A 22,957-nucleotide genomic window follows, 5' to 3' on the forward strand; every position below is an offset into this window, starting at 1 on the left:
ATAATATTATTAAGATTATAATTTTTAAGATTTTTTATTGCAGATTTTGTAAATTCTTTTGTATTTTCAATATGATGTTTTACTTTTTCTTTTGATGGTCCACCAAAAGTTTTTCTTTTTTCAACACACACTTGAATATCAATTTCTTTATAAATATCATTTTCAAATAATTTAGAGAATTTTTGATATTCTTCTATAGAAAGATTTTCTAAAGATTTTTTATTATCAATACAATATGATACAATTGCCCCAGTTATTTTATAAGCATCTCTAAAACTTAATCCTTTTTTTGTAAGATAGTCTGCTGCATCCGTAGCATTTATAAAGCCATCGTGGCAGGCTTTAAGCATTTTTTCTTTTTTAGGTTTCATGGATTTCACCATTCCATTAAAAACTGTAAAACATGCTTTTACTGTATCAACAGCATCAAAAAAAGATTCTTTATCTTCCTGCATATCTTTATTGTATGCAAGTGGAATTCCTTTCATTGCAGTTAAAATTCCCATTAAGTCTCCAAAGACTCTTCCACTTTTTCCTCTTATAAGTTCAGCTGCATCAGGATTTTTCTTTTGTGGCATTATACTGCTTCCTGTAGAAAAAGCATCACTAAGTTCAATATATCCAAAATCATTTGAGCAAAATAAGATTATTTCTTCACAAAAACGAGAAAGGTGAACCATTATAATTGAAAAAACACTTATTGTTTCCATTACATGATCTCTGTCAGCTACTCCGTCAAGGCTGTTCCATACAGGTCCTTCAAAACCAAGAATTTTACTTGTATATTCCATATCAAGAGGATAAGTTGTTCCTGCAAGAGCTGCAGATCCAAGAGGAGATACATTCATCAAATTAAAAGTATTTTCAAGTCTTTTATAATCTCTTTTAAACATTTCAACATACGCCATCATATAATGTGCAAAAGTAATTGGCTGAGCTTTTTGCAGATGTGTAAATCCAGGCATAAAAGTATCTAAATTATCTTCAGCTGTTTTAATAAGAATTTCTATAAGCTCAATAATATATGACTGTACTTTTTTTATCTCATCTTTTATATAAAGTTTTAAATCAAGTGCTGCCTGATCATTTCTACTTCTTCCTGTGTGGAGTTTTTTTCCAACATCTCCTATTTTATCAATTAACACTTTTTCAATATTCATATGAATATCTTCATATTCAACTAAAAAATTAAATTTTCCCTCTTCTATTTCTTTTAAAATTTCAATTAAAGTTTTTTCTATAAGTTGTGCTTCCTCAAGCTTTATAATATTTTGTTTTCCTAGACCTCTTACATGGGCAATACTTCCTATTATGTCATAAAATGCCATTCTTTGCTCAAATTTTATTGTAGAATGGAAATCTAATATTAAATCACTTGCTTTTTCTTTAAATCTTCCTGAAAAATATTGCATAATTATTACTTCTGCCTCTGTTATGGCATACTCTCCCTTCTTTTTTATTTTTGTAATAAAAAAACCGATCAGTCTTAAACTGAGTCGGTTTCTAAAATTTTAAATATTAATTCTCTTATAAATATATAATAACTATTATAAAGCAGTAAAAGAAAATAAAATTTTAAATACTACACCTAGTACTAAGAATGACAAATAAAAGATATTCAGTTTTAATATTTATTTGTTTCCTTAGTAGCATAGTTTTCATTTTATCTCCCTTTAAAGAATTTTGATTTTTAATTTTTCTAATTATATATCTTCAAATTTTATTTGTCAATGAAAAATATATAAAAAAAATTTTTTTAAAAAACTATTGACGGGATAAATTTATTGTGATATTATTGCTCTAACAAAAGAAGAAAAATTAAAAAAAGGAGGAGAACTTCATGTTAAACGCAGTAAAAATGAGGAACAGGGACTATATAACAAATTTATATACTATCTTTTTTAATGCGTCTGACAGGTACAGGGCTCATTCTCTAAAAAAGAAATTTTTGAATAATATATAGTCAATTTGTATTTATGCATTTTCATATAAAAATTTTATGTAGATATTTTTATATTTTTTATTTATACACAGTGGCTGTATTTTAAAAATTTCAGCTTTGTATTTTATATTTTTATATATTTTTACAGTATATAACAGATCAGCATTAAAAGCATGATCTGTTTTTTTTATACCCAAAAATAATTTTTAATTATTTATAAATTTTTATTTTTAAATTTTAAGGAGGAAATTTTATGAAAAAAATGTTATTTAAGGTGGTTGTGTTACTTATGATGGTATTTGGAGCAGTTAGTGTTTATGCTAAGGAAAAAGCAAATGTTCTTTATGTTGGAACAAATGCTGAATTTCAGCCTTTTGAATATCTTGAAAATGGAAAAATAGTAGGTTTTGATGTTGAACTTATGGAAGCTATTGCAAAAGAACTTGGAAAAGAAGTTGAATGGAAAAATATATCTTTTGATGGACTACTTCCAGCACTTCAATCTAAAAAATTAGATATTATTATAGCTGGAATGAGTGCAACTGAAGAGAGAAAGAAATTTGTTAATTTTTCAAAATCTTACTATGTATCAAATCAAATGATTCTTGTAAATAAAGCAAAACCTGCAGTTGATTCATTTGATAATTTAGAAGGTCATGATGTTGGAGTTGTTCTTGGATATACTGGAGATATAGCTGTAAGTGAAATTGAAGGGGTAAAAGTTCATAGATACAATGGGACAGGAGAAGCAATAATGGCTCTTAAAGCTGGAAAAGTTGATGCTGTTGTTCTTGATTCAGAACCTGCTAAAAATTATGCAAAACAAAATTCTGAACTTGCTTTAATCAATACAGATGTTGCAAAAGAAGAATATGCAATCGCTGTAGGGAAAGATAATAAAGCTCTTGCAGATGATATAAATAAAGCTCTTGAAGTATTAAATGAAAATGGTACTTATGAAAAACTTATGAAAAAATACTTTGCACAAGATTAATTATTATGAAATTATGAAAACTATTTGAAACTATATTGAAAATTTTATTTTTGGAGGAAATTATTATGAAAGAAAAAGTTGTTCTAGCATATTCAGGTGGTCTTGATACATCTGTTATAATACCTTGGTTAAAAGAAAATTATGATTTTGAAGTTATTGCTGTGGCAGTTGATGTAGGACAGAAAGAGGATTTTAAAGCTGTTGAGGAGAAAGCACTTCAAATAGGAGCTTCTAAATTTTATGCAGCAGATAAAAAATCAGAACTCGTAAATGATTTTATTTTTCCTATGATAAAATCAGGAGCAAAATATGAAAATACTTATCTTCTAGGAACATCTATTGCAAGACCTGTAATTGCTAAAGCTCTTGTTGAAATAGCAAAAATGGAAAATGCTTCTTATATAGTTCATGGAGCAACAGGAAAAGGAAACGATCAAGTGAGATTTGAACTTGGAATAAAAGCTCTTTCTCCAAATACAAAAGTTATAGCTCCATGGCGTATTTGGGATATAAAATCTCGTAAACAAGAGATAGAATATTTAAAATCTCATGGAATAGAACTTCCTTTTAAAGAAACTTCTACATACAGCAGAGATGAAAATCTTTTTCATATAAGCCATGAAGGACAAGAACTTGAAAGTCCTGCAAATGCACCTGAATATAATGAAGTGCTTCAATGGGTTCTTCCTCTTGAAAAAACTCCAGATACTCCTGAATATATTTCAATAGATTTTGAAAAAGGTATACCAGTAAAAATCAATAATGAAAAATTAGAAGGAGTGGAACTTATAAATAAACTTAATGAAATTGGGGCAAAACATGGAATAGGAGTAATTGATCTTGTAGAAAACCGTCTTGTAGGAATGAAATCAAGAGGAGTTTATGAAACTCCAGGAGGAACTATACTTTACTTTGCCCATGAAGAACTTGAAAGACTTTGTTTGGATAGAGATAGTTTACAAGCAAAATTAAAACTTTCACATGATATGGCAAAACTTATATATAATGGGCAGTGGTTTACAAAATATAGAAAGGCTCTTTCAGCTTTTGTAGATGAAACACAAGAATTTGTTACAGGAACTGTAAAATTAAAACTTTATAAAGGAAATATTATATTAAATGGAACAGAGTCTCCATATTCTTTATATTCACAAGATTTTTCAACTTTTGACGAAGATAATGTTTATAATCAAAAAGATGCAGAGGGATTTATAAATCTTTTTGGTCTTCCAATAAAAATTGAAGCTCTTTTAAGAAGCAAATAATTTAAAATAAAACCAACTAAATGCTGATTATTCTGCAAATAGTTGGTTTTCATTTTACTTTAAATATAAAAAAATAACAGATATTTTTATCCTACTAACTCTATTTTATTATTTTCAGGATCAAGTATTACACTTTCATAATATCCATCTCCAGTAACTCTAGGTTCTCCTGCTACTTTATACCCATCTTTTCTTAATAATTCTGTAATTTCATCTACTTTTTCTTTACTTCCTATTTTGAAAGCTAAATGAGCAAATCCTAAAATTTCTTTATAACTTCTTTGATCTATATCGTGTCTTTTCATTAACTCTAATCTTGCATTGCCTTCAAAAGATATAAAGTAAGATTCAAAACCTTTTAATTTATTTATATATTTTTCATTTGATTTTCCATTAAAATATCTACAATAAAATTTTTTCATCTCTTCTAAATTTTCTGTCCAGATACCTATATGTTCTATCATAATTATCCTCCGTTAAATATTATTTTTATTTTTGAATAATTAATATATACAGTATTATAACATATTTAGAAAAAATTCAATTATCATTTATAAATTTCATTTTATAATTTTTGCCATACTTTCTATTTAATATTTTTACTTCATTATTTTTGTAACAAAAAATTTAATCAAAAAATAGTTTGACATGCAAAATAAAATATGATATAAAGTTGTTGACTTTTAAACTTTAAAATTTTATTACGAAGGGAAGGTAAAACTTTATGAAAAAAATTATAATTATGTCATTTATCGCTTCTGCAAATCTTTATGCTGTTTCAGAAATACAGCTTGATAAAACTGTTGTTTCTTCTACAGCTGGTTTTGAAAAACCTATTATTGAAGAAAATAAAAATGTGGTTCTTATAACAGAGGAACAAATTAAGAAAAAACAGTATAGTGATGTAGAAAGTATTTTAAAAGATACTCCAAATGTTGTTATTCAAGAGACAGAGTTTGGGCCTGTAGTAAATTTAAGAGGAAGTGGAGAGCGTTCTATGAGCAGGGTAAAAACTATGGTTGATGGAATTGCAATTACACCATTGGAAGAAGCAATGGGAACACTTCCTATTAATTCTATTCCTGTAAATTCAATTGAAAGGATAGAAATAATTCCTGGTGGAGGAGCTGTTTTATACGGAAGTGGAACTACAGGAGGAGTTGTAAATATAATCACAAAATCAAATATAAGGGAAAATTTTGTAAATGCAGATATGAAATATGGTTCTTATGGAACAAGAGATACAGGATTTGCCATAGGGCAAATGATAGATAAAGATTTTTATGTAAATTTTGCTGGGCAATATGTAAATAAAAATGGATATAGAGATAATGAGGAACTTGAATCAAAAAGTTTTAATGGTGGATTTGATTATAAAATAAATGAAAAACACAGAGTTAAATTTCAAGCAAGCCATTATGATGATAACAGCACAAGTTCAACTGCTGTGGAAAAATCTCTTTTAGAACACAACAGAAAACTTGCAGGAGAAAATATTTCTGCTGACTCTGAAAGAAAATCATTTGCATTGGATTATGAATATAAGGCAAAAGATAATTTAACATTTTATGCAAATGCTTTTAAAACAAAATATGAAAGAAATTTTATTCAAGATGATACAATGAGTAAAGAGCAGACAGCTGAAATGATAAAAGGAAATATGCCCTCTTCTTCAGCAATGATAAACAGCATAAAAATAGATAAAGATGTTAAGGGAAGTATGACAGGAAAATTTGTTGAAGAAACAGAGGGTGTTAAATTAAAATCAAAATATGAATATAACAGAGGAACTTTAATTTTTGGATATGATTATACAGCAGCAAATTTAAAAAGAGACAGTTTAGTAAGTACAGAAGAATTTACAGGAAAAGTTATGGGGCAAAATTTTAAAGCAACATTTAAGACAGATACTTTTGTAGATATGGATAAGGATACTCATGCTGTTTATGCTTTAAATGATTATAAATTAACTGACAGATTAAACCTTACAACAGGGCTTAGATATGAATATTCAAAATATGACGGAAATAGATTAACAAATACAAAACCAAATATTACAATTATAAGAGATAATCAACAACAAATACCTATGTCTATAGAAGTAGCTCCAAAAACTTCTGAAGTTGATGAAGAAACAAATAACTTTGCAGGAGAAATAGGACTTACATATAAATACAGCGACACAGGAAGTGTATATTCAAGATATGAAAGAGGCTTTATTTCCCCTCTTCCAACACAGCTTACAAATAAAATCAACAATGGAAAAACAACTGAATATCAAAGCAGTAATCTTGATTCAGAAACTATTGACAGCATTGAATTTGGTGTGAGAGATTTTATAGGAAACAGCTATGTTTCAGCAACAGTTTTTGCTTCTCAGACAAATGATGAAATAGCAACTCTTGATAGAAATGCAGATAATCCTGCAACAAAATTATGGAGATTTGTAAATATTGGAAAAACAAGAAGAGTTGGAGCAGAACTTTATTCTGAACAATATTTTGATAAATTAACTTTAAATCAATCTGTTTCATATGTAAATGCTGAAATTACTAAGGTCGGTTCTGTAAATAAAGATGCAGGAGAAACTTATTTAGAAAAAGGAGATAAAGTTCCAATGGTTTCAGATTGGAAAATTACTTTAGGTGCTGATTATAAATTAACTGATAAGTTATCAGTTGGAGCAGGTTATACTTATAACAGTGGATATGAGAGAAGAGAACTTGCTGAAAGTGGAAAAGTTCCTAAGACAACAAAAATTTCTGGATATGGAGTTGCAGATGCTTATATTCAATATTCTGTAAATGATAATTTCATTTTAAAAGGTGGAGTAAATAATCTGTTTAATGAAGAATATAACTATTACGAAACTTCTTCAACATCTATTCCAGCCCCTGAAAGAAATTATTATATTGCAGGAAGTATAGTTTTATAAAATTATATAAATAAAATAAAAATGCCGAAAAGAAATCTTTTCGGCATTTTATATAAATTACTTAAAAACTAATTTTTCTTAGAATATTTCATAGAGTCAAATGCAACAGCAACTATGATGATAGCTCCTTTTATGATATATTGCCAGTATGGACTTACACCAACATAAGTCAATCCATAGTTAATAACTGTAAGTATTATTACTCCAAGAATAACTCCAGGAACTTTTCCAACTCCTCCGTAGAATGAAACTCCTCCTATTACACAGGCAGCAATTGCATCCATTTCATACATGAATCCTAAGTTATTTGTAGCTGATCCAATACGCCCTGCTTCAAGGAATCCACCAAATGCATAGAAGATTCCAGAAAGAGCATAAACTGTAATTAGTGTAAGTGCAACATTTACTCCAGATACTCTTGCAGCTTCAGGGTTTCCTCCAACAGCGAATAAATTTTTACCAAATTTTGTTTTATTCCATAAAATCCACATAATTATTGTACAGATAGCTGCGTATATAATTAGATATGGAAGTCTGAATCCTGCTATATTGAAAGCACCTTGAGCAAAACTTGTATATCTTGCATCAAATCCAGAAATAGGAGATCCTCCAACATAGTCATAGTATAATGAGTTTAATCCATAAACGATTGTCATAGAACCCATTGTAACAATGAATGGGTGAAGATTTAAGAATGCAACAACAGCACCGTTAAACGCTCCCACGATTGCTCCAACAACAACTACAGCTAAAATTACAACTATTAAAGGAATTTCACCTAAATTAGGGAAAACTTTATTTACATTTGTAGTAGCTTGAAGTAATGTAGCTGAAATAACAGCAGCAAATCCAACTTGTCTACCTGCAGAAAGGTCAGTACCAGTTGTAACAATAAGTCCAGCAACTCCAAGAGCTATAATTGCTCTAACAGATGACTGAGTTAAAATATTTCTGAAGTTTCTTATACTTAAAAAAGATGGTTCTTTAATAATTATAAGAAGAAGCATTATAAGTAAAACTAAATACAATCCTGATTGGATTAACAATTTTTTAATATCAATATTTCCTTCTTTTGTTTTTGGTAAAAGCATAGTTTCTCTCCTTATTATTTCATAGTTTATAGATATTTAGCAGAAAGAGCTAGAATTTCTTCCTGTGTAGTTTCTTTTGTGTTTACAATGCCAGCAACCCTACCGTTACTCATGACAAGAATTCTATCAGTTACCCCTAAAAGTTCAGGCATTTCTGAAGAAATCATAATAATTCCCTTATCTTTTTTAGCAAGATCTATCATAAGTTGATAAATTTCATATTTTGCTCCAACATCAATACCTCTTGTAGGTTCATCAAGCATAAGAACATCTGGTTCAGTAAGAAGCCATCTTCCTAAAATAACTTTCTGTTGATTTCCTCCAGAAAGAGTTCCTATTTGAGTTCCTTGAGATGGAGTTTTAACTCTCATACTATCAATAACCCATTTTGTATCTTCAATCATTTTTTTATTGTCAAGAAGTCCTAAAACTTTATTTTTATATTTATCTATGTTTGATACAATAGAGTTTACTTTGATATCAAGCATACTGAATATTCCTGTTGCTCTTCTTTCTTCAGTAACAAGGGCAAAACCATTTCTTATAGCTTCTCCAGGAGTTTTATTTTGTACTTCTTTTCCATTTAAAATAATTTTTCCAGAAGCTTTTTCTCTTATACCAAATATAGTTTCAACTATATCTGTTCTCTTAGATCCTACAAGTCCTGCAACTCCAAGGATTTCTCCTTTATGAAGTTCAAAAGTAGCTTCTTTTAAAGAAGGTTGATGAAGAGCAGAAAGATTTTCTACTTTAAGAATAACTTCTTTTACTTCGTTATCTTTTGGAGGGAAACGGTTTGTAAGGTCTCTACCAACCATCATATTTATAATTTGGTCTGTAGTAAGATCTGAAACAGAGTCTGTAGCAACCCATTTACCATCTCTCATTATTGTTATATCATCACAAATTTCTTTAATTTCTTCCATTTTATGTGAAATATAAACTATTCCGCATCCTTTATCTCTTAATTTATCTATGATTTTGAAAAGGTGCTTAACTTCATTTTCTGTAAGTGATGAAGTAGGTTCATCCATTACTATTATTTTAGAGTTATAAGAAACAGCTTTTGCTATTTCTATCATTTGTCTTTGAGATACAGAAAGATCTGCAACCTTCATACGAGGATCTACTTCAATATCAAGATCTTTAAATATTCTTACAGTATCATCATACATTTTTTTCTCATCAACAAATAACCCTTTCATAGGAAATCTTCCAAGCCATATGTTATCAAGAACATTTCTTTGAGTTACTTGGTTAAGCTCTTGGTGAACCATTGATACTCCATTTTCAAGAGCATCTTTTGCAGAAGTAAAATTAATTTCTTTTCCATCAAAAATAATTTTTCCTCCGTCTTTTTTATATATTCCGAATAAACACTTCATAAGAGTTGATTTTCCAGCACCGTTTTCACCCATAAGAGCATGAACGCTGTGAGGTCTTACTTTAAGATTAACACCATCAAGAGCTTTTACTCCCGGAAACTCTTTAGAGATATTATCCATCACTAATAAGTAGTTTGTATTTTCCATATTATCTCCTTTGTTTGTATCCTTATATAAAAGAGAGAGTGAAATGTTTACACTCTCTCTAAATATCTGTTCATTTATGAATATTATTTGAATTGAGCTACATTAGATTTGTCAATTCCGATACTTGGAACTAATAATACTTTATTTTCAAGAACTAAATCTGTTCCTTCAGTTGCTTCTTTTCCAGCTGCTAAGTTAACAGCGATTTGGAATGTTGCAGTTCCTTGACCTTTAGCATCGTTAAGAACTGTTCCTGCCATTTCTCCAGATTCAATTTTTACAAGAGCTTCTGGTAAAGCGTCAACACCAAATACTGGTAAAGCTTTTCCAAATGCTTTCATAGATTCAATAGCTCCTAAAGCCATTCCGTCGTTGTTACAGATAATAACTTCTATTTTATCTCCGTTAGGTCCAGATAACCAAGCGTCCATTTTATCTTTTGCCATAGCTGTATCCCAAAGAGCAGCGTCTAAGTGAAGTTCTTCTGTAGGGATTCCCATTTCGTTAAGAGTTTTTACAGAATAAATTGTTCTTGCTTCTGCGTCTGGGTGTCCAGGTTCTCCTTTTAACATAACATATTGGATAACTCCGTCTTTGTTAAGGTCAAGAGCTGGATTTTCTTTCCATAACTTAGCGATTAATTCTCCTTGTGCGATACCTTGAGCATTAGGATCAATTCCTACATAGTAAGCTTTATCATAAGAATCTATAACTGATTGATCAGGTCTCTTATTGTAGAATACTACTGGTACTCCTTCAGCTTTTATTTTTTCTAAAACTGTTGCTCCTGAAGCTGGGTCAACAAGGTTGATAGCTAAAGAGTCAACACCTTTTGATAACATTACATCTATTTGGTCATTTTGTGTAGTTTGGCTGTTTTGAGAGTCGTTCATTTGTAAATCAACTTTATCAGCAACTTTAGCTGCTTCGTCACTTACTACTTGTCTAAATAAAGCAATGAAGTTGTCATCGTATTTATATGCTGTAAGACCAACTCTTAATTTTTCTGGTGCTTTAGTTTCGGCTGCTTTCTCTCCACCACAACCAACAAGTCCTGCTGCTAAGATAACTGCTCCTAAAAAAATACTAGCTTTTTTCATAAAAAATTACCTCCTAAGTTTTTATAATATACCTTATATTTTTATTTTAATATTTATTTTTCTTTGCGAGAAAAAATAATTTTTAAAATCACAATTTTTAGTATATTTAAAGAATTTTTAATTCTTTCTCTTTTAATATACTTTTAAATTTGTATTTTGTCAATACACTTTTTTTAATTATTTGACAAAACATTTGAAAATGAAGGATGTTTTTTGATAATATTTTTTATCAGGTGTGTAAATCTTTCCTTTTTCAGGAATAAATTTCAATACATCGGGATAGTCTTGAGTTTCAAGACAGAATCCAAAATGATTTTTGCATATAATATTTCCTGAAATAATTCCTACCTCATCAAGCCAGTTTCCTGTATATATAACAACAGCAGGCTGATCTGTTTTCATTTCTACTATTCTTCCACTTTCTTCATCAATACATTCTGCATCAATTTTTTCTTTATGAGAAAGAACGAAAGGATGATCTATTCCCTGATTAACTATTTTTACTTGTTCTTCATCAGAACTAAAAATCTCATTAAAGTATCTTCCTTTTCTTAAATCAAAAATAGAATTATCTACTTTTGAAATTTTTACAGGAAGAGTTTCTTCGTCAACTTCTAGATATTTGTCACAATACAGTGTAATTTTTTGATTGCCAATGTCCTTTTTATAATTTCCACTTAGATTGAAATATGTGTGATTAGTAAGACTCATGTAGGTATCTCTATCAGGAATACCCTCATATTCCAAAGTAAGAGTATTATTTTCTAATACATAATTAATTGTAAATTCCACATTTCCAGGATATCCTGCTTCTAAATGTGGAGAAGTCCTTTTTAATGTAAGAACTGCTCTTTTTCCCTCTTCTTTAAGAGAACAGTCCCATATTTTTTGACCATAAAATTCAGGATATCCATGAAGATTATTTCCACAGTTGTTTGTTTTAAGCTGATAAAGAGATCCATTTATAATAAGTTCTCCCTTTTTTATTCTTCCAGCAGTTCTGCCTACAATAGCTCCAAAATGTGGTGAACGCTCTTCATATCCTTCTATATTGTCAAATCCAAGAACTATATTTTCAAATTTTCCATTTTTGTCTGGCATCATTATTTTCTGAATAATTCCACCATAATTTAAAATACTTACTTCTAAAAATTCATTTTTAAGAGTATAGCAGAAAACCTGCCTTCCATCTTTTGTAACTCCCCAATCTTTAACATCAGTTGAAATCATAGGAACCTCCCAGTCTAGTTATATACTTTTTAGTAAATTCTTTATTCTCAAAAATATTTTTTGTCACTACTGCAATAGGAGCATAATAAAATAACTCATCTCCCAATTTAGTAGGCTCTATAATACATTTTTGAAATTCTAAAGAAAATTTATTAAGTTCAAACTTAAGAGTATCCATAAGAAACTTACTGGTAAAAATATTTCCTACAAGAACTATTTTTTCAGGATCTATAATAGATACTAAAATATTAAGTCCTTGTGCAATATATTCAACTGCTTCATTGGTTACTTGTATAGCTAGAAAATCACGCTTTTTAACTCCCAAAAGAATATCATCCATATCCAGAGAACCTTTTTTTGATAATATATCTTTCAGCATGCTATATTTTCCAATTTTTATGTCAGATGTAATTCTGTTTATAATGGCAGTATTTGATGATTCTGCTTCTAAACATCCTCTTTTTCCACAGGAGCACTTCCGTATACTGCTGGTATTTATAACAATATGGCCCATTTCTCCAGCCATGGAGTTGAAACCTCTATATATATTTCCATCAATGCATGTACATGTTCCTATTCCTTCGCATATATTAAATATAACGAAATCATCAACGCCTTTACAAGCTCCTATTTGTTGTTCTGTAAGTGCCATTGCTCTTACATCGTGTTCTAATAATACAGGAATATGAAATTTTTCCTCTAAATGTTTTACAATGTTCAAGTTTCTCCATTTATAGTGAGGAGACATTATAGAGATCCCTTTTTCACGGTTTACAAATCCTGTAATAATGATTGTAATTACCCCGATTTTTTTTTCAGCTGCGAGAGTAGTAGCAATAAGTTTTTCAATAAAACTTAAAATGTCTTCATCTTGAATTTTTTCAAGAGAGTATTTTTTTCTTTTACTTATCTCTCCATTTATTTGTCCTACTGTAAGAAAAATATTTTTAGGAGCTAGGTTAAGTCCTAATACTTCTCCAAATATCTTTTCATTTATGGTAAGTATTACAGGAGGTCTTCCTCCAGTAGAAACTCCTATATTTTTTTCAAGGATAATATCTTTATCTAAAAGTGATTTTATTATCTTTGAAATACGAGCAGGGGTCAAATCAAATATTTCAGCTAACTCAAGCCGGGAAATTGTCTTTCTTTCTTTAATAATTCTAAGAATTTCTTCTTCCCTTATACTTTGTTTCATATAACACCTCTATCTCTGTTACTATTATATTTAATATATTTGTCCTCATTTGTCAAAATAAAAAATAAATAAAACATACACTTTATTAATTTTTTTAATAAAGTATACCATATTTTTCCTAAAAAATTTTATTTTTTTTATAACACAAAGTATAATTAAAGTACATAACATATTGGTTGGGAGGATAAAAAATGACAGTAGAAATGCAAGTAGCTGAAAAATTTAATGAAATCTTTGGAGAGAGTGGTAAAAAGGAAATATTCTTTACTCCTGGAAGAGTTAATTTAATAGGAGAACATATAGATTATAACGGAGGATATGTTTTTCCTTGTGCACTAAGTTTCGGGACATATGCTGTCTGTAGAAGAAGAGAAGACAATAAATTTAGAATGTATTCTATGAACTTTGAGAAAGATGGAATAATAGAATTTTCATTAGAAAAATTAATAAAGAATGATGTATGGGCAGATTACTGTAAAGGTGTAATTGATACTTTCCTAAAACATGGATACAAAATAGAACATGGAGCAGATATTGTTTTCTTTGGAAATATACCAAATGGAGCAGGACTTTCTTCTTCAGCTTCTCTTGAAGTTCTTATGGGAACAATTTTAAGAGAAATATCTGGACTTAATGATAAAGTTTCTATGATAGATATAGTTAAATTTGGTCAGGAAGCAGAAAATAAATTTATAGGTGTAAGTTGTGGTATTATGGATCAATTTGCTGTAGGTATGGGAAAAGAAGATAAAGCTATTCTTCTTAACTGTGATACTCTTGAATATGATTATGTTCCTGTAAAACTTGAAGGAATTTCAATAGTAATTATGAATACTAATAAAAGAAGAGGACTTGCAGATTCTAAATATAATGAAAGAAGATCTTCATGTGAAGCAGCTTTAAAAGATATTCAAGAAGCAGGTAAAAAAATAAATCATCTTTGCGATATGACAGTAGAAGAATTTGAAGAAGTAAAAAAATATATAAAATCAGAAGAAGCTTTACCAAGAGTGAGACATGCTGTTTCTGAAAATGTAAGAGTTTTAGACAGTGTTAAAAATCTAAAAGAAAATAACATTGAAGCTTTTGGAAAACTAATGAATGCTTCACATGTATCTTTAAGAGATGACTATGAAGTAACAGGAAAAGAACTTGATGCTATAGTTGCTGCTGCATGGGAACAAGAAGGAACTGTTGGTGCAAGAATGACTGGAGCAGGTTTTGGAGGATGTGCAGTAAGTTTAGTTAAAAATGAATTTATTGATGAATTTATTAAAAATGTAGGAGAAAAATATACAAAAGAAACAGGACTAAAAGCAGACTTCTATGTAGCTAATGTTGGAGATGGATCAAGAAAGTTAGGTGAATGTTAATGGAAAATATAAATATATATTTAGAAATTGAAAAACTTTTGGCTTTTGCTGAAAATACTAATCTTATTGAAAAAGAAGATATTACATACAGTAGAAATAAACTTCTGTCTGTATTTGGATTAAATGATTGCGAAGAAGTAACAGAGACTTTTGAAATAGAAAAGCCTTATGAAATATTAGAAAGAATGTGTGACTGGGCTGCGGAAAAAGGTCTTATTGAAAATACATTTGATGAAAGAGATCTTTTTGATACAAAGATAATGGGAGAACTTACTCCAAGACCAAGTGAAGTTATTAAAAAATTTACAGAAGATTACAAAGTATCTCCTGTAACTGCTACTAATAATTATTATACATTTTCACAAAATACAAATTATATAAGAACAGATAGAATTGCTAAAAATATGCACTGGTTTGCTGATACAGAATATGGAGATATTGAAATCACTGTAAATCTTTCTAAACCAGAAAAAGATCCAAGAGATATAGCTAAAGCAAAACTTGCTCCTCAGTCTTCATATCCAAAATGTCTTCTTTGCAAAGAAAATGAAGGATATGCAGGAAGAATGAATCATCCTGCAAGACAAAATCACAGAATCATTCCTGTGACACTTACAAATGAACCTTGGTTTTTACAATACTCTCCTTATGTTTACTATAATGAGCACTGTATTCTATTTTCAGGTGTTCACAGACCTATGAAAATAGATAGAGGAAGTTTTGAAAGAGTTTTAGAATTTGTAGATATTTTTCCTCACTACTTTGTAGGTTCAAATGCTGATCTTCCAATAGTTGGAGGTTCTATATTAAGTCATGATCACTTCCAGGGAGGACATCATGATTTCCCTATGGCAATGGCAAAAGCTGAGGAAACTTTTACAATAAAAGGATTTGAAGATGTTGTTGTAGAAAAAGTAAAATGGCCTATGTCTGTTATCCGTTTAAGAGGAAATTCAAAAGAAAAATTAGTTGATTTATCAGATAAAATCCTTACTGCTTGGAGAGGGTATAGTGATATGAAGTGTGAAATTTCTGCATTTACAGGAGAGACACCTCATAATACAATAACTCCTATAGCAAGAAAAAGAAACAATGATTATGAAATAGATCTTGTTTTAAGAAATAATAGAACATCTGAAGAATATCCTCTTGGAATATTCCATCCTCATCAAGAGCTTCATCATATCAAAAAAGAAAATATAGGTCTTATTGAGGTAATGGGACTTGCTGTCCTTCCAGGAAGATTAAAAGAAGAAATGAAAATTCTTGCAGACCTTATGGTAAAAGAAAATGCCATTGAACTTATAAGAAACAATGAAAAAGTAGAAAAACATGCTGATTGGTGTGAAGAAATTCTTAAAAAATATGAAGATATAACATCTGAAAATATAGAAAATATAATTAAAGTTGAAATTGGAGTAGCTTTTTCTAAAGTTCTTGAAAATGCAGGAGTGTATAAGCAAGATGAAGAGGGAAAAGCTGGATACAGAAGATTTATAGAGTCTTTAAACCAATAATTTCTAAAATATTATTGAATAAACAGCACGGAAAAGGAACTGGAAACAGTTTCTTTTTTGTTATAAAATTAAAAAAAGTCCCATAAGAAAAAATACAGACAAATTAAACATGTCTGTATTTCATTATCATATGATATATTTATAAACTTTCTTTTTGTTTTCTTTTTAATTTTCTTATTTTATATTTTGTATAAAGTTTAAAAATATCAGAGGCAACTAAAAATCCAAGAATCATAGCTCCTGTCATAATAAATGTATCTATAGCTTTTTGTGTGGCAAGTTCAGACTGTCCATTAAAAAGATAGAACATAGTATAATAAGCTCCACTTCCTGGAACTATAGGAGTTATAGTTGGAATAAGAGCTGAAGTTACAGGTGTTTTAAATATTCTTGCTATCATTTCAGACCCTATTGTAGCAGCTGCTCCTATTATAAAGAAAGAAAATCCAAGTGAAACACCTAATTTAACAGATATAAGATATATAATCCAACCAGCTCCACCTACAGTAGCAGCAGCCCAAGCTATTTTTCCTCTTACATTAAATATATATGCAAATCCCAAAGCACTTAAGGAAGCAAAAATGAATTGAACTATCAATATACAACACCTCCTAAAGTCATATATGTTTTTAAAATAATACCTGTTCCTACAGCAAGAGAAGCAGCCACCATTATAACTTCAGTAAAACGAGAAGTTCCAGCTATTAAATCTCCTGAAGTAAGATCTCTTATGGTGTTAACAAAAGCTATCCCTGGTACAAAAATCATTAAATCAGAAATGATTATAATAGAAGTGTGCTCTGTATAACCCATATATGTTGCAAGACAAGCAACAGAAGAACAAATCATTCCACCGATAATGTTAGTTATAACACTGTTTACCTTATATTTATTTAAAATAGTAAGTATAATTCCAACAAGAAAACCTCCTATTCCTCCTATAACTATTTCATTAATCCATGTATTAAAAAGAACAGGGAAAGTAGCACCTATAATTGTACAACCTAAGACAAATCTATGAAATTCTAAATAAAAATTTTTTTCTATACTTTTTGCTTTTTCAAAAAAATCATTATATGTGTATTCATCTATATGCCTTATAAGATTATTAATTTTATGTATTTTATTTAGATTTAAATCTCTTCCTTTTACACGGGTAACCTGAGAATAATATTTTCCATCAGATCCTTTAACGGAGACAACAATACAAGTAAGAGTAACGAAAGCGTCAACATCATATCCAAAATGACGACCAACTCTTCCTATTACATCTTCTGCTCTGTAAACTTCTCCTCCATTTTGAAGGATTACTTTTCCAGTATAAGAGGCTAATTCTAAAACTTGACTTTCAGAAAAATTATTTGTCATAAAGCTCCCCCACAAGTATAATATATAATAATTATAACAAAGTTTTATTTGAGATGCTACTTTATTCTTTAGACTAAAAAATAATTTTAAAAAAATATTTATATAGGCCGTAAACTTATTATAAACTTTATTTTTGTTTTGTATTTTGCGATTTTAATTTTCTCTGTAAAATTGTTAAAAAGTATTGAAAATAAACATAAAATTAGATATTACTGTGCAGCAATTCCAAATTAATTATACATATTTTGAGTGATTGTTTTTTGGAATTTCTATTTATTTCCAAATCAGAGAGACTTTATTTTGATATCTAATATTTAATCGTTAAATTTTTTTAAATTTTTATAACAATTAAATTATAAATTGTAATAAATAATTTTTTAAAAGTGGTTTATTTATAATTGACTGATAAGTTTTTATATAGTATTATATAAAAAAGATAAGGTAAATTTAAAAAAGTAGCTGGGCGGCTTATTACCCACTGCTTTTATTTTTTGGAGGAAAGTTTTAATGAGAAAAAAATTTTTAGGAAAATTTGATAGGCTCTTTATAAAGACTTTAGTAATTCTTGCAGCACCAATTATTTTGCAAAATCTTATAAGTGCTTCACTAAATCTTTTAGACAATATCATGATTGGTCATTTAGGGGTAAATGAAATAGCTGCTGTTGGTCTTTCAAATCAATATTATCTATTATTTTATTATACAGTTATGGGAATAAGCTTAGGGGCTGGAGTTTTTATGTCTCAGTTCTGGGGAAGAAAAGATATTCAAAATATAAAAAGATATATAGGGATATCTTTAGTTTTTTCACTTATACTTGGTTCATTTTTTGCAGGACTTGCTTTTTTCTATCCAGAACTTATAATAGGGGCATTCAGTGATAGTGTAGAGGTAATAGATTTAGGAAAAGGTTATCTAAAAGCTGTTGCTTTAAGTTATATATTTACATGTATATCTCTAGCATTTTCTGTAGGATCAAGGAGTATAGCTCAAACCTCTCTTCCAATGCAAGCAAGTATAATAGGGCTTATATTTAATGCTGTTCTTAATTATATTTTTATATTTGGTAAACTTGGAATTGAACCATTAGGAGTTACTGGAGCTGCTCTCGGAACAACTTTTGCAAGATTTGCAGAAATGATTTTTATATTATATAAAATATATTTAAAAGAAAATCCTCTTAAAGCTAAAATATCTGAGCTTTTAGACTTTAATTTTAAAACTATCAGAATTTATTTTAAAACAGCCTTTCCAGTTATATTTAATGATTTTATGTGGATAGCAGGTATTACTTTATATTCTAAAGCATATGCTATTTTGGGAACAGATGCTATAGCCACAATGCAAATAGCCACTATAACAAATAATTTATTTAATATATTTGGTACAGGGCTTGCAGTAGCAAGTTCTATAATAATAGGAAACAGTATAGGTGCAGGAAAGTCTTTTAAATCTATTCAAAAAGATGCTTATAAAATGTCTGAATTTTGTGTTTTAGTTGGTATTTTCATTGGAATTATATTCTTCTTTACAGCTCCTTTTATAAATGTATTTTTTAATACTTCAGAAAAAGTTCAACAAGATATAACTCTTGTTTTAAGAATAATGGCTGTTGCTGTTCCTTTCAGGTTTTTTGGAATAACACAAATTATAGGAATATTAAGAGGTGGTGGTGATGTTTTATATGCTATAATAACAGAAATACTAGGTGTATGGATTTTTGGTGTTCCGCTTGCATTTATCGCAGCAATATATTTTAATGCTGGAATAGGTGTAGTATATTTATGTGTATGCCTTGAAGATGTATTTAAAGTAGCTATGACAATACCAAGACTTAAATCAGGAAAATGGATTAAATCACTTATATAGGAGATAAAAATGTGTTTTCTGCTTATGCACATATGAGCCACATAGATATAAAAAAGGGAGATATGTTAAAAAAGGGACAATATATTGGAAAAAGCGGAAATACTGGCTTTACAACAGGACCACATCTTCATTTTACTATAAGTATAGGAACAACTTTTGTAGATCCTAATATTTTTCTTGAAAATAAAATATTGTAGGTAAATAGACCTATAATATTTTATAAAAAAATTGTTTTTTATAAAAAAATATCTGCATATTTTATCCCATAAAAAAGGATGAAACGCAGATATTTTTATTTAAATTTTTATATTTTTTTTAAAATAATTTCAACAGGTTTTGCATAAACTGTAGTTATTTTTAAAATAGTTTCATTATTTTTAATTTCTGATGATATATTTTCATTTTTTTCAACTATTTCATATTTTCCTTTAAGAACAAGAGTTGAAACATGAGGGATAGAATCATTTCCATTCCATTTAACTCTTGAATAAATACTTACTTCTTTCATATTACCATCTTTATCATATTGAGTTTCATCAATTCCTTCATAAAGTCTTAAATCAGGATCAACAAAGCTTAATTTGATATTATCTTTTTCTGGAATAATTAATACCATAGATGGAGTATCTACTGATTTTATAAAATTATCATTTTTTATTTCTCCTGCTTCAAAAAGTGCATAACCTCTTAATTTTGAAATTTCATCCTGAACAATATGTGCATTATAATCTTTTTGCAATACTTTGTACCCACTGTCTTTTTTAAATTGTTCTTGCTCAGAAGAAGTACCTTTTATTAAAATAGCATATTCATAAGAAGCATCTTTAGGATTTGTTCCATGATTAATATATGCAATTTCATAATTATTTTCAGTAGGAGTACCTATCTTTTGATCATAAGATTTTTGTATCCCTTTTTTATATACTATATTTCCTTTTTTAATCTTATATAAATTATTTTGACTGTCACAAATGTATTCTGTTCCTGATGATTTTTTATTTACTTTTTCAATTCTTTCACTTTCTAAATAATTTTGAAATAATGTTGTATGTGTCTCATTCTTAATATCATTATTTTCTATATTGCTTCCAAGAAGAATTGCTCTGTTATCAAAAAAGAAAACAGATTTTCTTGCTCTGTGGCTTCCATTATATTTCGGATTTTCATGTAATTTCATTGCAAACATACCATTATTATCCAATGAGTTTCCTCCTGAATATGTTTCATCTGAAAGAAGCATTTCTTCTACACCACTATAGGTATCTACTTGTGATATAGGCGCTTTCATTTGCTCAAGTGGAAGAGCTATTGCTGTTGTTCCAGGATAATGTGCCCAATCCCATCCTTCTTGTACAAATCCACTATCTTTCAAAGATTTTTCAAGTATTTGGAATGTTCCATAACTCATATATCTTCCAAAAATATTATTTTTAATATATGTTTCATTTCCTACTAAATATCTGCTGAATCCTTTTACTCCTGCAAGCCATTCTCCTCTTCTTTGAAGTTGAAGAGAACCCATATTCATTGTCCAAGATCCATTTGGAGCATCTTCAGCTTTAAATCCCATTTTTCTAAATTCATCTGCAAATTTTCCTTCAGGAGCAAGTCTTAAATATGCTTCTGCAAGTTCTTTATCTACACCTTTTTCTTGACCATATGCAGCATAAGCAAGTACATCATCAGAAATTTGAAAAGCATCATTAGGGTGTCTTCCACTAAGAGTAAGAAGCCAATTGTGTTTATTTGAATATACTCTTGTCATAAGCAAAGCTTTTTTAACTATATCAAAATTTTCTATAGCAAAATTTGTATTTCCTAAGTAATACATAATAGGAGTAAGTCCATCAAAAGCTCCTTTAGCATATGCAGGATAGTTCTGCATATGATGGAACACAGCTCCATCTTCTTTAAATCCTCCAAGAAGTCCAGGAGCATATTCTATTGATTTAGAAAGATAATTTTTAAGCTGAGTTATTTCTTGTGCTTCAATTTTTTCATCTTCATTTAACAGTGTAGCTGCTAACATACCAGGAAGCATAGTATTAAGTACATCTACATTGACACCTTTTATTTCATTTTCAGGTGTGTATAAAATTCCCATTGCACTATACCATGTTACCATGTCTTTTGCCTTTTTTAGATTTCCTGATTTTTGTAAAGGCTCTTTCATTAAAAATATTGACTGATAAAGTTCTCTTACTTGATAACCTAAGTGATGAATTGTTCCTTGGCAACTTCCTTTTATCCAGCCCTCTTCATATAAGTAATTTAATCCTTCTTGGAAAATATCATATATTTCTTTTTGATATTCTTTATTATTAGTTGAATTATACATATATCCAAGTTCTCTCATCCATTTTCCATATTGTAAAATTTGAGTATTATTTAAATATGACTTTTGTTCTTCAGAAAAACTTCTGTAAAGTTCTGAGGTTTGTGGTGTAACAAGAGAAGTCTTTTTATATTCTGTAAGTTTTTTTCTATTTTCTTCTATAAGAAGAGGGGTAACTTTTACTTTTTTCATTATGTTGTCTTTAAATTTCTTTTCTATAGCTTTTATTCCCTCTTGCTCGTTTTTAGTTAATTTTGAAGCTTTCTTATGTTCTATTCTGTTATAATTTTTATAAAGAGCCATCCAGTGAGCATTAGTAGCTGTATCTGCATTTAAATTTACAAAATCTACTTGTTCATCTCTTGCATTGTGTCTTGGATCTATAAGAGTGCTTGGATAAAGCTGATCTATAAGAATTTCTCCAGAAGAATTAGGAGCAGTTAGTATAATTTCATCCATTCCCTCTTCTGCTTTTCCCTGCATATCTCTGTCATATTGAACCCACATTGTTCTCCAACCTTCAAAGTTCATATTAACATCAAAACTACATTTAGTTTCTCCATCTTTTTTAAATTCTACTTTCATTTTATCATTAATTGCTTTTTTATTATAAACCCACATGGCAAAACTTGATCTTGCTTTTTCTTTTCCTGCCTTATTAAATACAGTATATTCTGTATTTCCTTTTATTTTTAGAGTATCTTTGTTATTAAAATTCCACTTTAAAGAATAATTTCCATCTTTTGATTTTTCGTCTGTAATTCCTATTTTAGAAGTTTTAGAAGCTATAAAATTATCTGGCATTCCTTTCTCAAACTGGTAAATAGTATTTCCATAAGCTGCCACTGTCTGAGTAAAAAGTGCTGTAATAAGCAATTTTTTTATAAAATTTTTTCCTGTCATTAATCTATCTTCCTTTCATAATAAATTTAAATATACGACTATTATAATTTGAATGAAAGAAAAAATAAATCTTCAGTTTTCTATATTCAATATTTTCTTTCTGATTTGAAACAAAAATGATTATATTAAAATATAAATTTTAATTATTTTTTATTAATTTTTAAGAATATATTTTAAAGTTTATAAGAAATTTAAAAATTTTTATTTCATTTTACACTTTAATGTAAATTAATAAAGTATATTAAATTAATAAAAAATTACAGGTAATAGTAATGTAAAGTATGAACTTTACAACACTTTTAGGA

The 22,957-nt window shown here is 28.8% G+C and carries 17 protein-coding genes; 7 read left to right on the forward strand and 10 right to left on the reverse strand.

Going from position 1 to position 22,957, the window contains the following annotated elements; all coding sequences use genetic code 11:
* On the reverse strand, positions 1–1,412 hold a 1,412-nt coding region (argH, locus tag I6E17_RS09400), incomplete at its 3' end, for an argininosuccinate lyase (RefSeq protein WP_235236983.1).
* 783 nt (positions 1,413–2,195) lie between these two features.
* Here argH and I6E17_RS09405 point away from each other — a divergent pair.
* On the forward strand, positions 2,196–2,936 hold the full coding sequence (locus I6E17_RS09405) for a basic amino acid ABC transporter substrate-binding protein (protein ID WP_235236985.1): 741 nt from the start codon (positions 2,196–2,198) through the stop codon (positions 2,934–2,936).
* 65 nt (positions 2,937–3,001) lie between these two features.
* Positions 3,002–4,201, forward strand: a complete 1,200-nt coding sequence (locus tag I6E17_RS09410) for an argininosuccinate synthase (protein WP_235236986.1) — start codon at positions 3,002–3,004, stop codon at positions 4,199–4,201.
* An 86-nt stretch (positions 4,202–4,287) separates the two neighbouring features.
* On the opposite strand, the gene I6E17_RS09415 is transcribed toward I6E17_RS09410, so the two are convergent.
* Positions 4,288–4,665, reverse strand: coding sequence for a VOC family protein (locus tag I6E17_RS09415; RefSeq protein ID WP_235236989.1), 378 nt, complete (start codon positions 4,663–4,665; stop codon positions 4,288–4,290).
* Positions 4,666–4,925: 260 nt separating this feature from the next.
* Here I6E17_RS09415 and I6E17_RS09420 point away from each other — a divergent pair, with 260 nt between their 5' ends.
* Positions 4,926–7,136, forward strand: coding sequence for a TonB-dependent receptor (locus tag I6E17_RS09420; protein WP_235236991.1), 2,211 nt, complete (start codon positions 4,926–4,928; stop codon positions 7,134–7,136).
* 68 nt (positions 7,137–7,204) lie between these two features.
* Here I6E17_RS09420 and mglC read toward each other — a convergent pair whose 3' ends face one another.
* From mglC to I6E17_RS09445, 5 genes are all read right to left on the reverse strand, one after another.
* Positions 7,205–8,227, reverse strand: coding sequence for a galactose/methyl galactoside ABC transporter permease MglC (gene mglC, locus I6E17_RS09425; RefSeq protein WP_235236992.1), 1,023 nt, complete (start codon positions 8,225–8,227; stop codon positions 7,205–7,207).
* A 26-nt stretch (positions 8,228–8,253) separates the two neighbouring features.
* Positions 8,254–9,759: a galactose/methyl galactoside ABC transporter ATP-binding protein MglA gene (gene mglA / locus I6E17_RS09430; protein ID WP_235236994.1), complete on the reverse strand. Its 1,506-nt coding sequence runs from the start codon at positions 9,757–9,759 to the stop codon at positions 8,254–8,256.
* Between the two features lie 83 nt (positions 9,760–9,842).
* Positions 9,843–10,859 carry a galactose/glucose ABC transporter substrate-binding protein MglB gene (gene mglB, locus I6E17_RS09435; protein ID WP_235236996.1) on the reverse strand — a complete coding sequence of 339 codons (1,017 nt, stop codon included), beginning with the start codon at positions 10,857–10,859 and terminating at the stop codon, positions 9,843–9,845.
* A gap of 177 nt (positions 10,860–11,036) precedes the next feature.
* Positions 11,037–12,089: an aldose epimerase family protein gene (locus I6E17_RS09440; RefSeq protein WP_235236998.1), complete on the reverse strand. Its 1,053-nt coding sequence runs from the start codon at positions 12,087–12,089 to the stop codon at positions 11,037–11,039.
* Positions 12,076–13,287: an ROK family transcriptional regulator gene (locus I6E17_RS09445; protein ID WP_235237001.1), complete on the reverse strand. Its 1,212-nt coding sequence runs from the start codon at positions 13,285–13,287 to the stop codon at positions 12,076–12,078. Before I6E17_RS09445 ends, I6E17_RS09440 begins: the two co-directional genes overlap by 14 nt.
* A gap of 191 nt (positions 13,288–13,478) precedes the next feature.
* Here I6E17_RS09445 and I6E17_RS09450 point away from each other — a divergent pair, with 191 nt between their 5' ends.
* Together I6E17_RS09450 and galT are read left to right on the forward strand one after the other, a co-directional pair.
* Positions 13,479–14,660 carry a galactokinase gene (locus I6E17_RS09450; protein WP_235237003.1) on the forward strand — a complete coding sequence of 394 codons (1,182 nt, stop codon included), beginning with the start codon at positions 13,479–13,481 and terminating at the stop codon, positions 14,658–14,660.
* An 8-nt stretch (positions 14,661–14,668) separates the two neighbouring features.
* Complete coding sequence (gene galT, locus I6E17_RS09455) at positions 14,669–16,177, forward strand: UDP-glucose--hexose-1-phosphate uridylyltransferase (RefSeq protein WP_419180986.1); 1,509 nt, start codon at positions 14,669–14,671, stop codon at positions 16,175–16,177.
* 139 nt (positions 16,178–16,316) lie between these two features.
* Here the strand turns inward: galT and I6E17_RS09460 are convergent, their stop codons facing one another.
* Both I6E17_RS09460 and I6E17_RS09465 read right to left on the reverse strand, forming a co-directional pair.
* Positions 16,317–16,775, reverse strand: a complete 459-nt coding sequence (locus I6E17_RS09460; protein ID WP_235237007.1) for a threonine/serine exporter family protein — start codon at positions 16,773–16,775, stop codon at positions 16,317–16,319.
* Complete coding sequence (locus I6E17_RS09465) at positions 16,772–17,545, reverse strand: threonine/serine ThrE exporter family protein (RefSeq protein ID WP_235237009.1); 774 nt, start codon at positions 17,543–17,545, stop codon at positions 16,772–16,774. Before I6E17_RS09465 ends, I6E17_RS09460 begins: the two co-directional genes overlap by 4 nt.
* A 507-nt stretch (positions 17,546–18,052) precedes the next feature.
* Between I6E17_RS09465 and I6E17_RS09470 the strand changes: the two genes are divergently transcribed.
* Positions 18,053–19,414: an MATE family efflux transporter gene (locus I6E17_RS09470; protein ID WP_235237011.1), complete on the forward strand. Its 1,362-nt coding sequence runs from the start codon at positions 18,053–18,055 to the stop codon at positions 19,412–19,414.
* 11 nt (positions 19,415–19,425) lie between these two features.
* On the forward strand, positions 19,426–19,611 hold the full coding sequence (locus tag I6E17_RS09475; protein WP_235237012.1) for a M23 family metallopeptidase: 186 nt from the start codon (positions 19,426–19,428) through the stop codon (positions 19,609–19,611).
* Positions 19,612–19,718: 107 nt separating this feature from the next.
* Here the strand turns inward: I6E17_RS09475 and I6E17_RS09480 are convergent, their stop codons facing one another.
* The gene (locus I6E17_RS09480; RefSeq protein ID WP_235237013.1) at positions 19,719–22,652 is read right to left on the reverse strand and encodes a chondroitinase family polysaccharide lyase; all 2,934 of its coding nucleotides are present in this window, start codon (positions 22,650–22,652) and stop codon (positions 19,719–19,721) included.
* Positions 22,653–22,957 lie beyond the last annotated feature (305 nt).

Origin of the sequence: Fusobacterium perfoetens, assembly GCF_021531595.1 — a bacterium.
Classification (GTDB): Bacteria; Fusobacteriota; Fusobacteriia; order Fusobacteriales; family Fusobacteriaceae; genus Fusobacterium_B.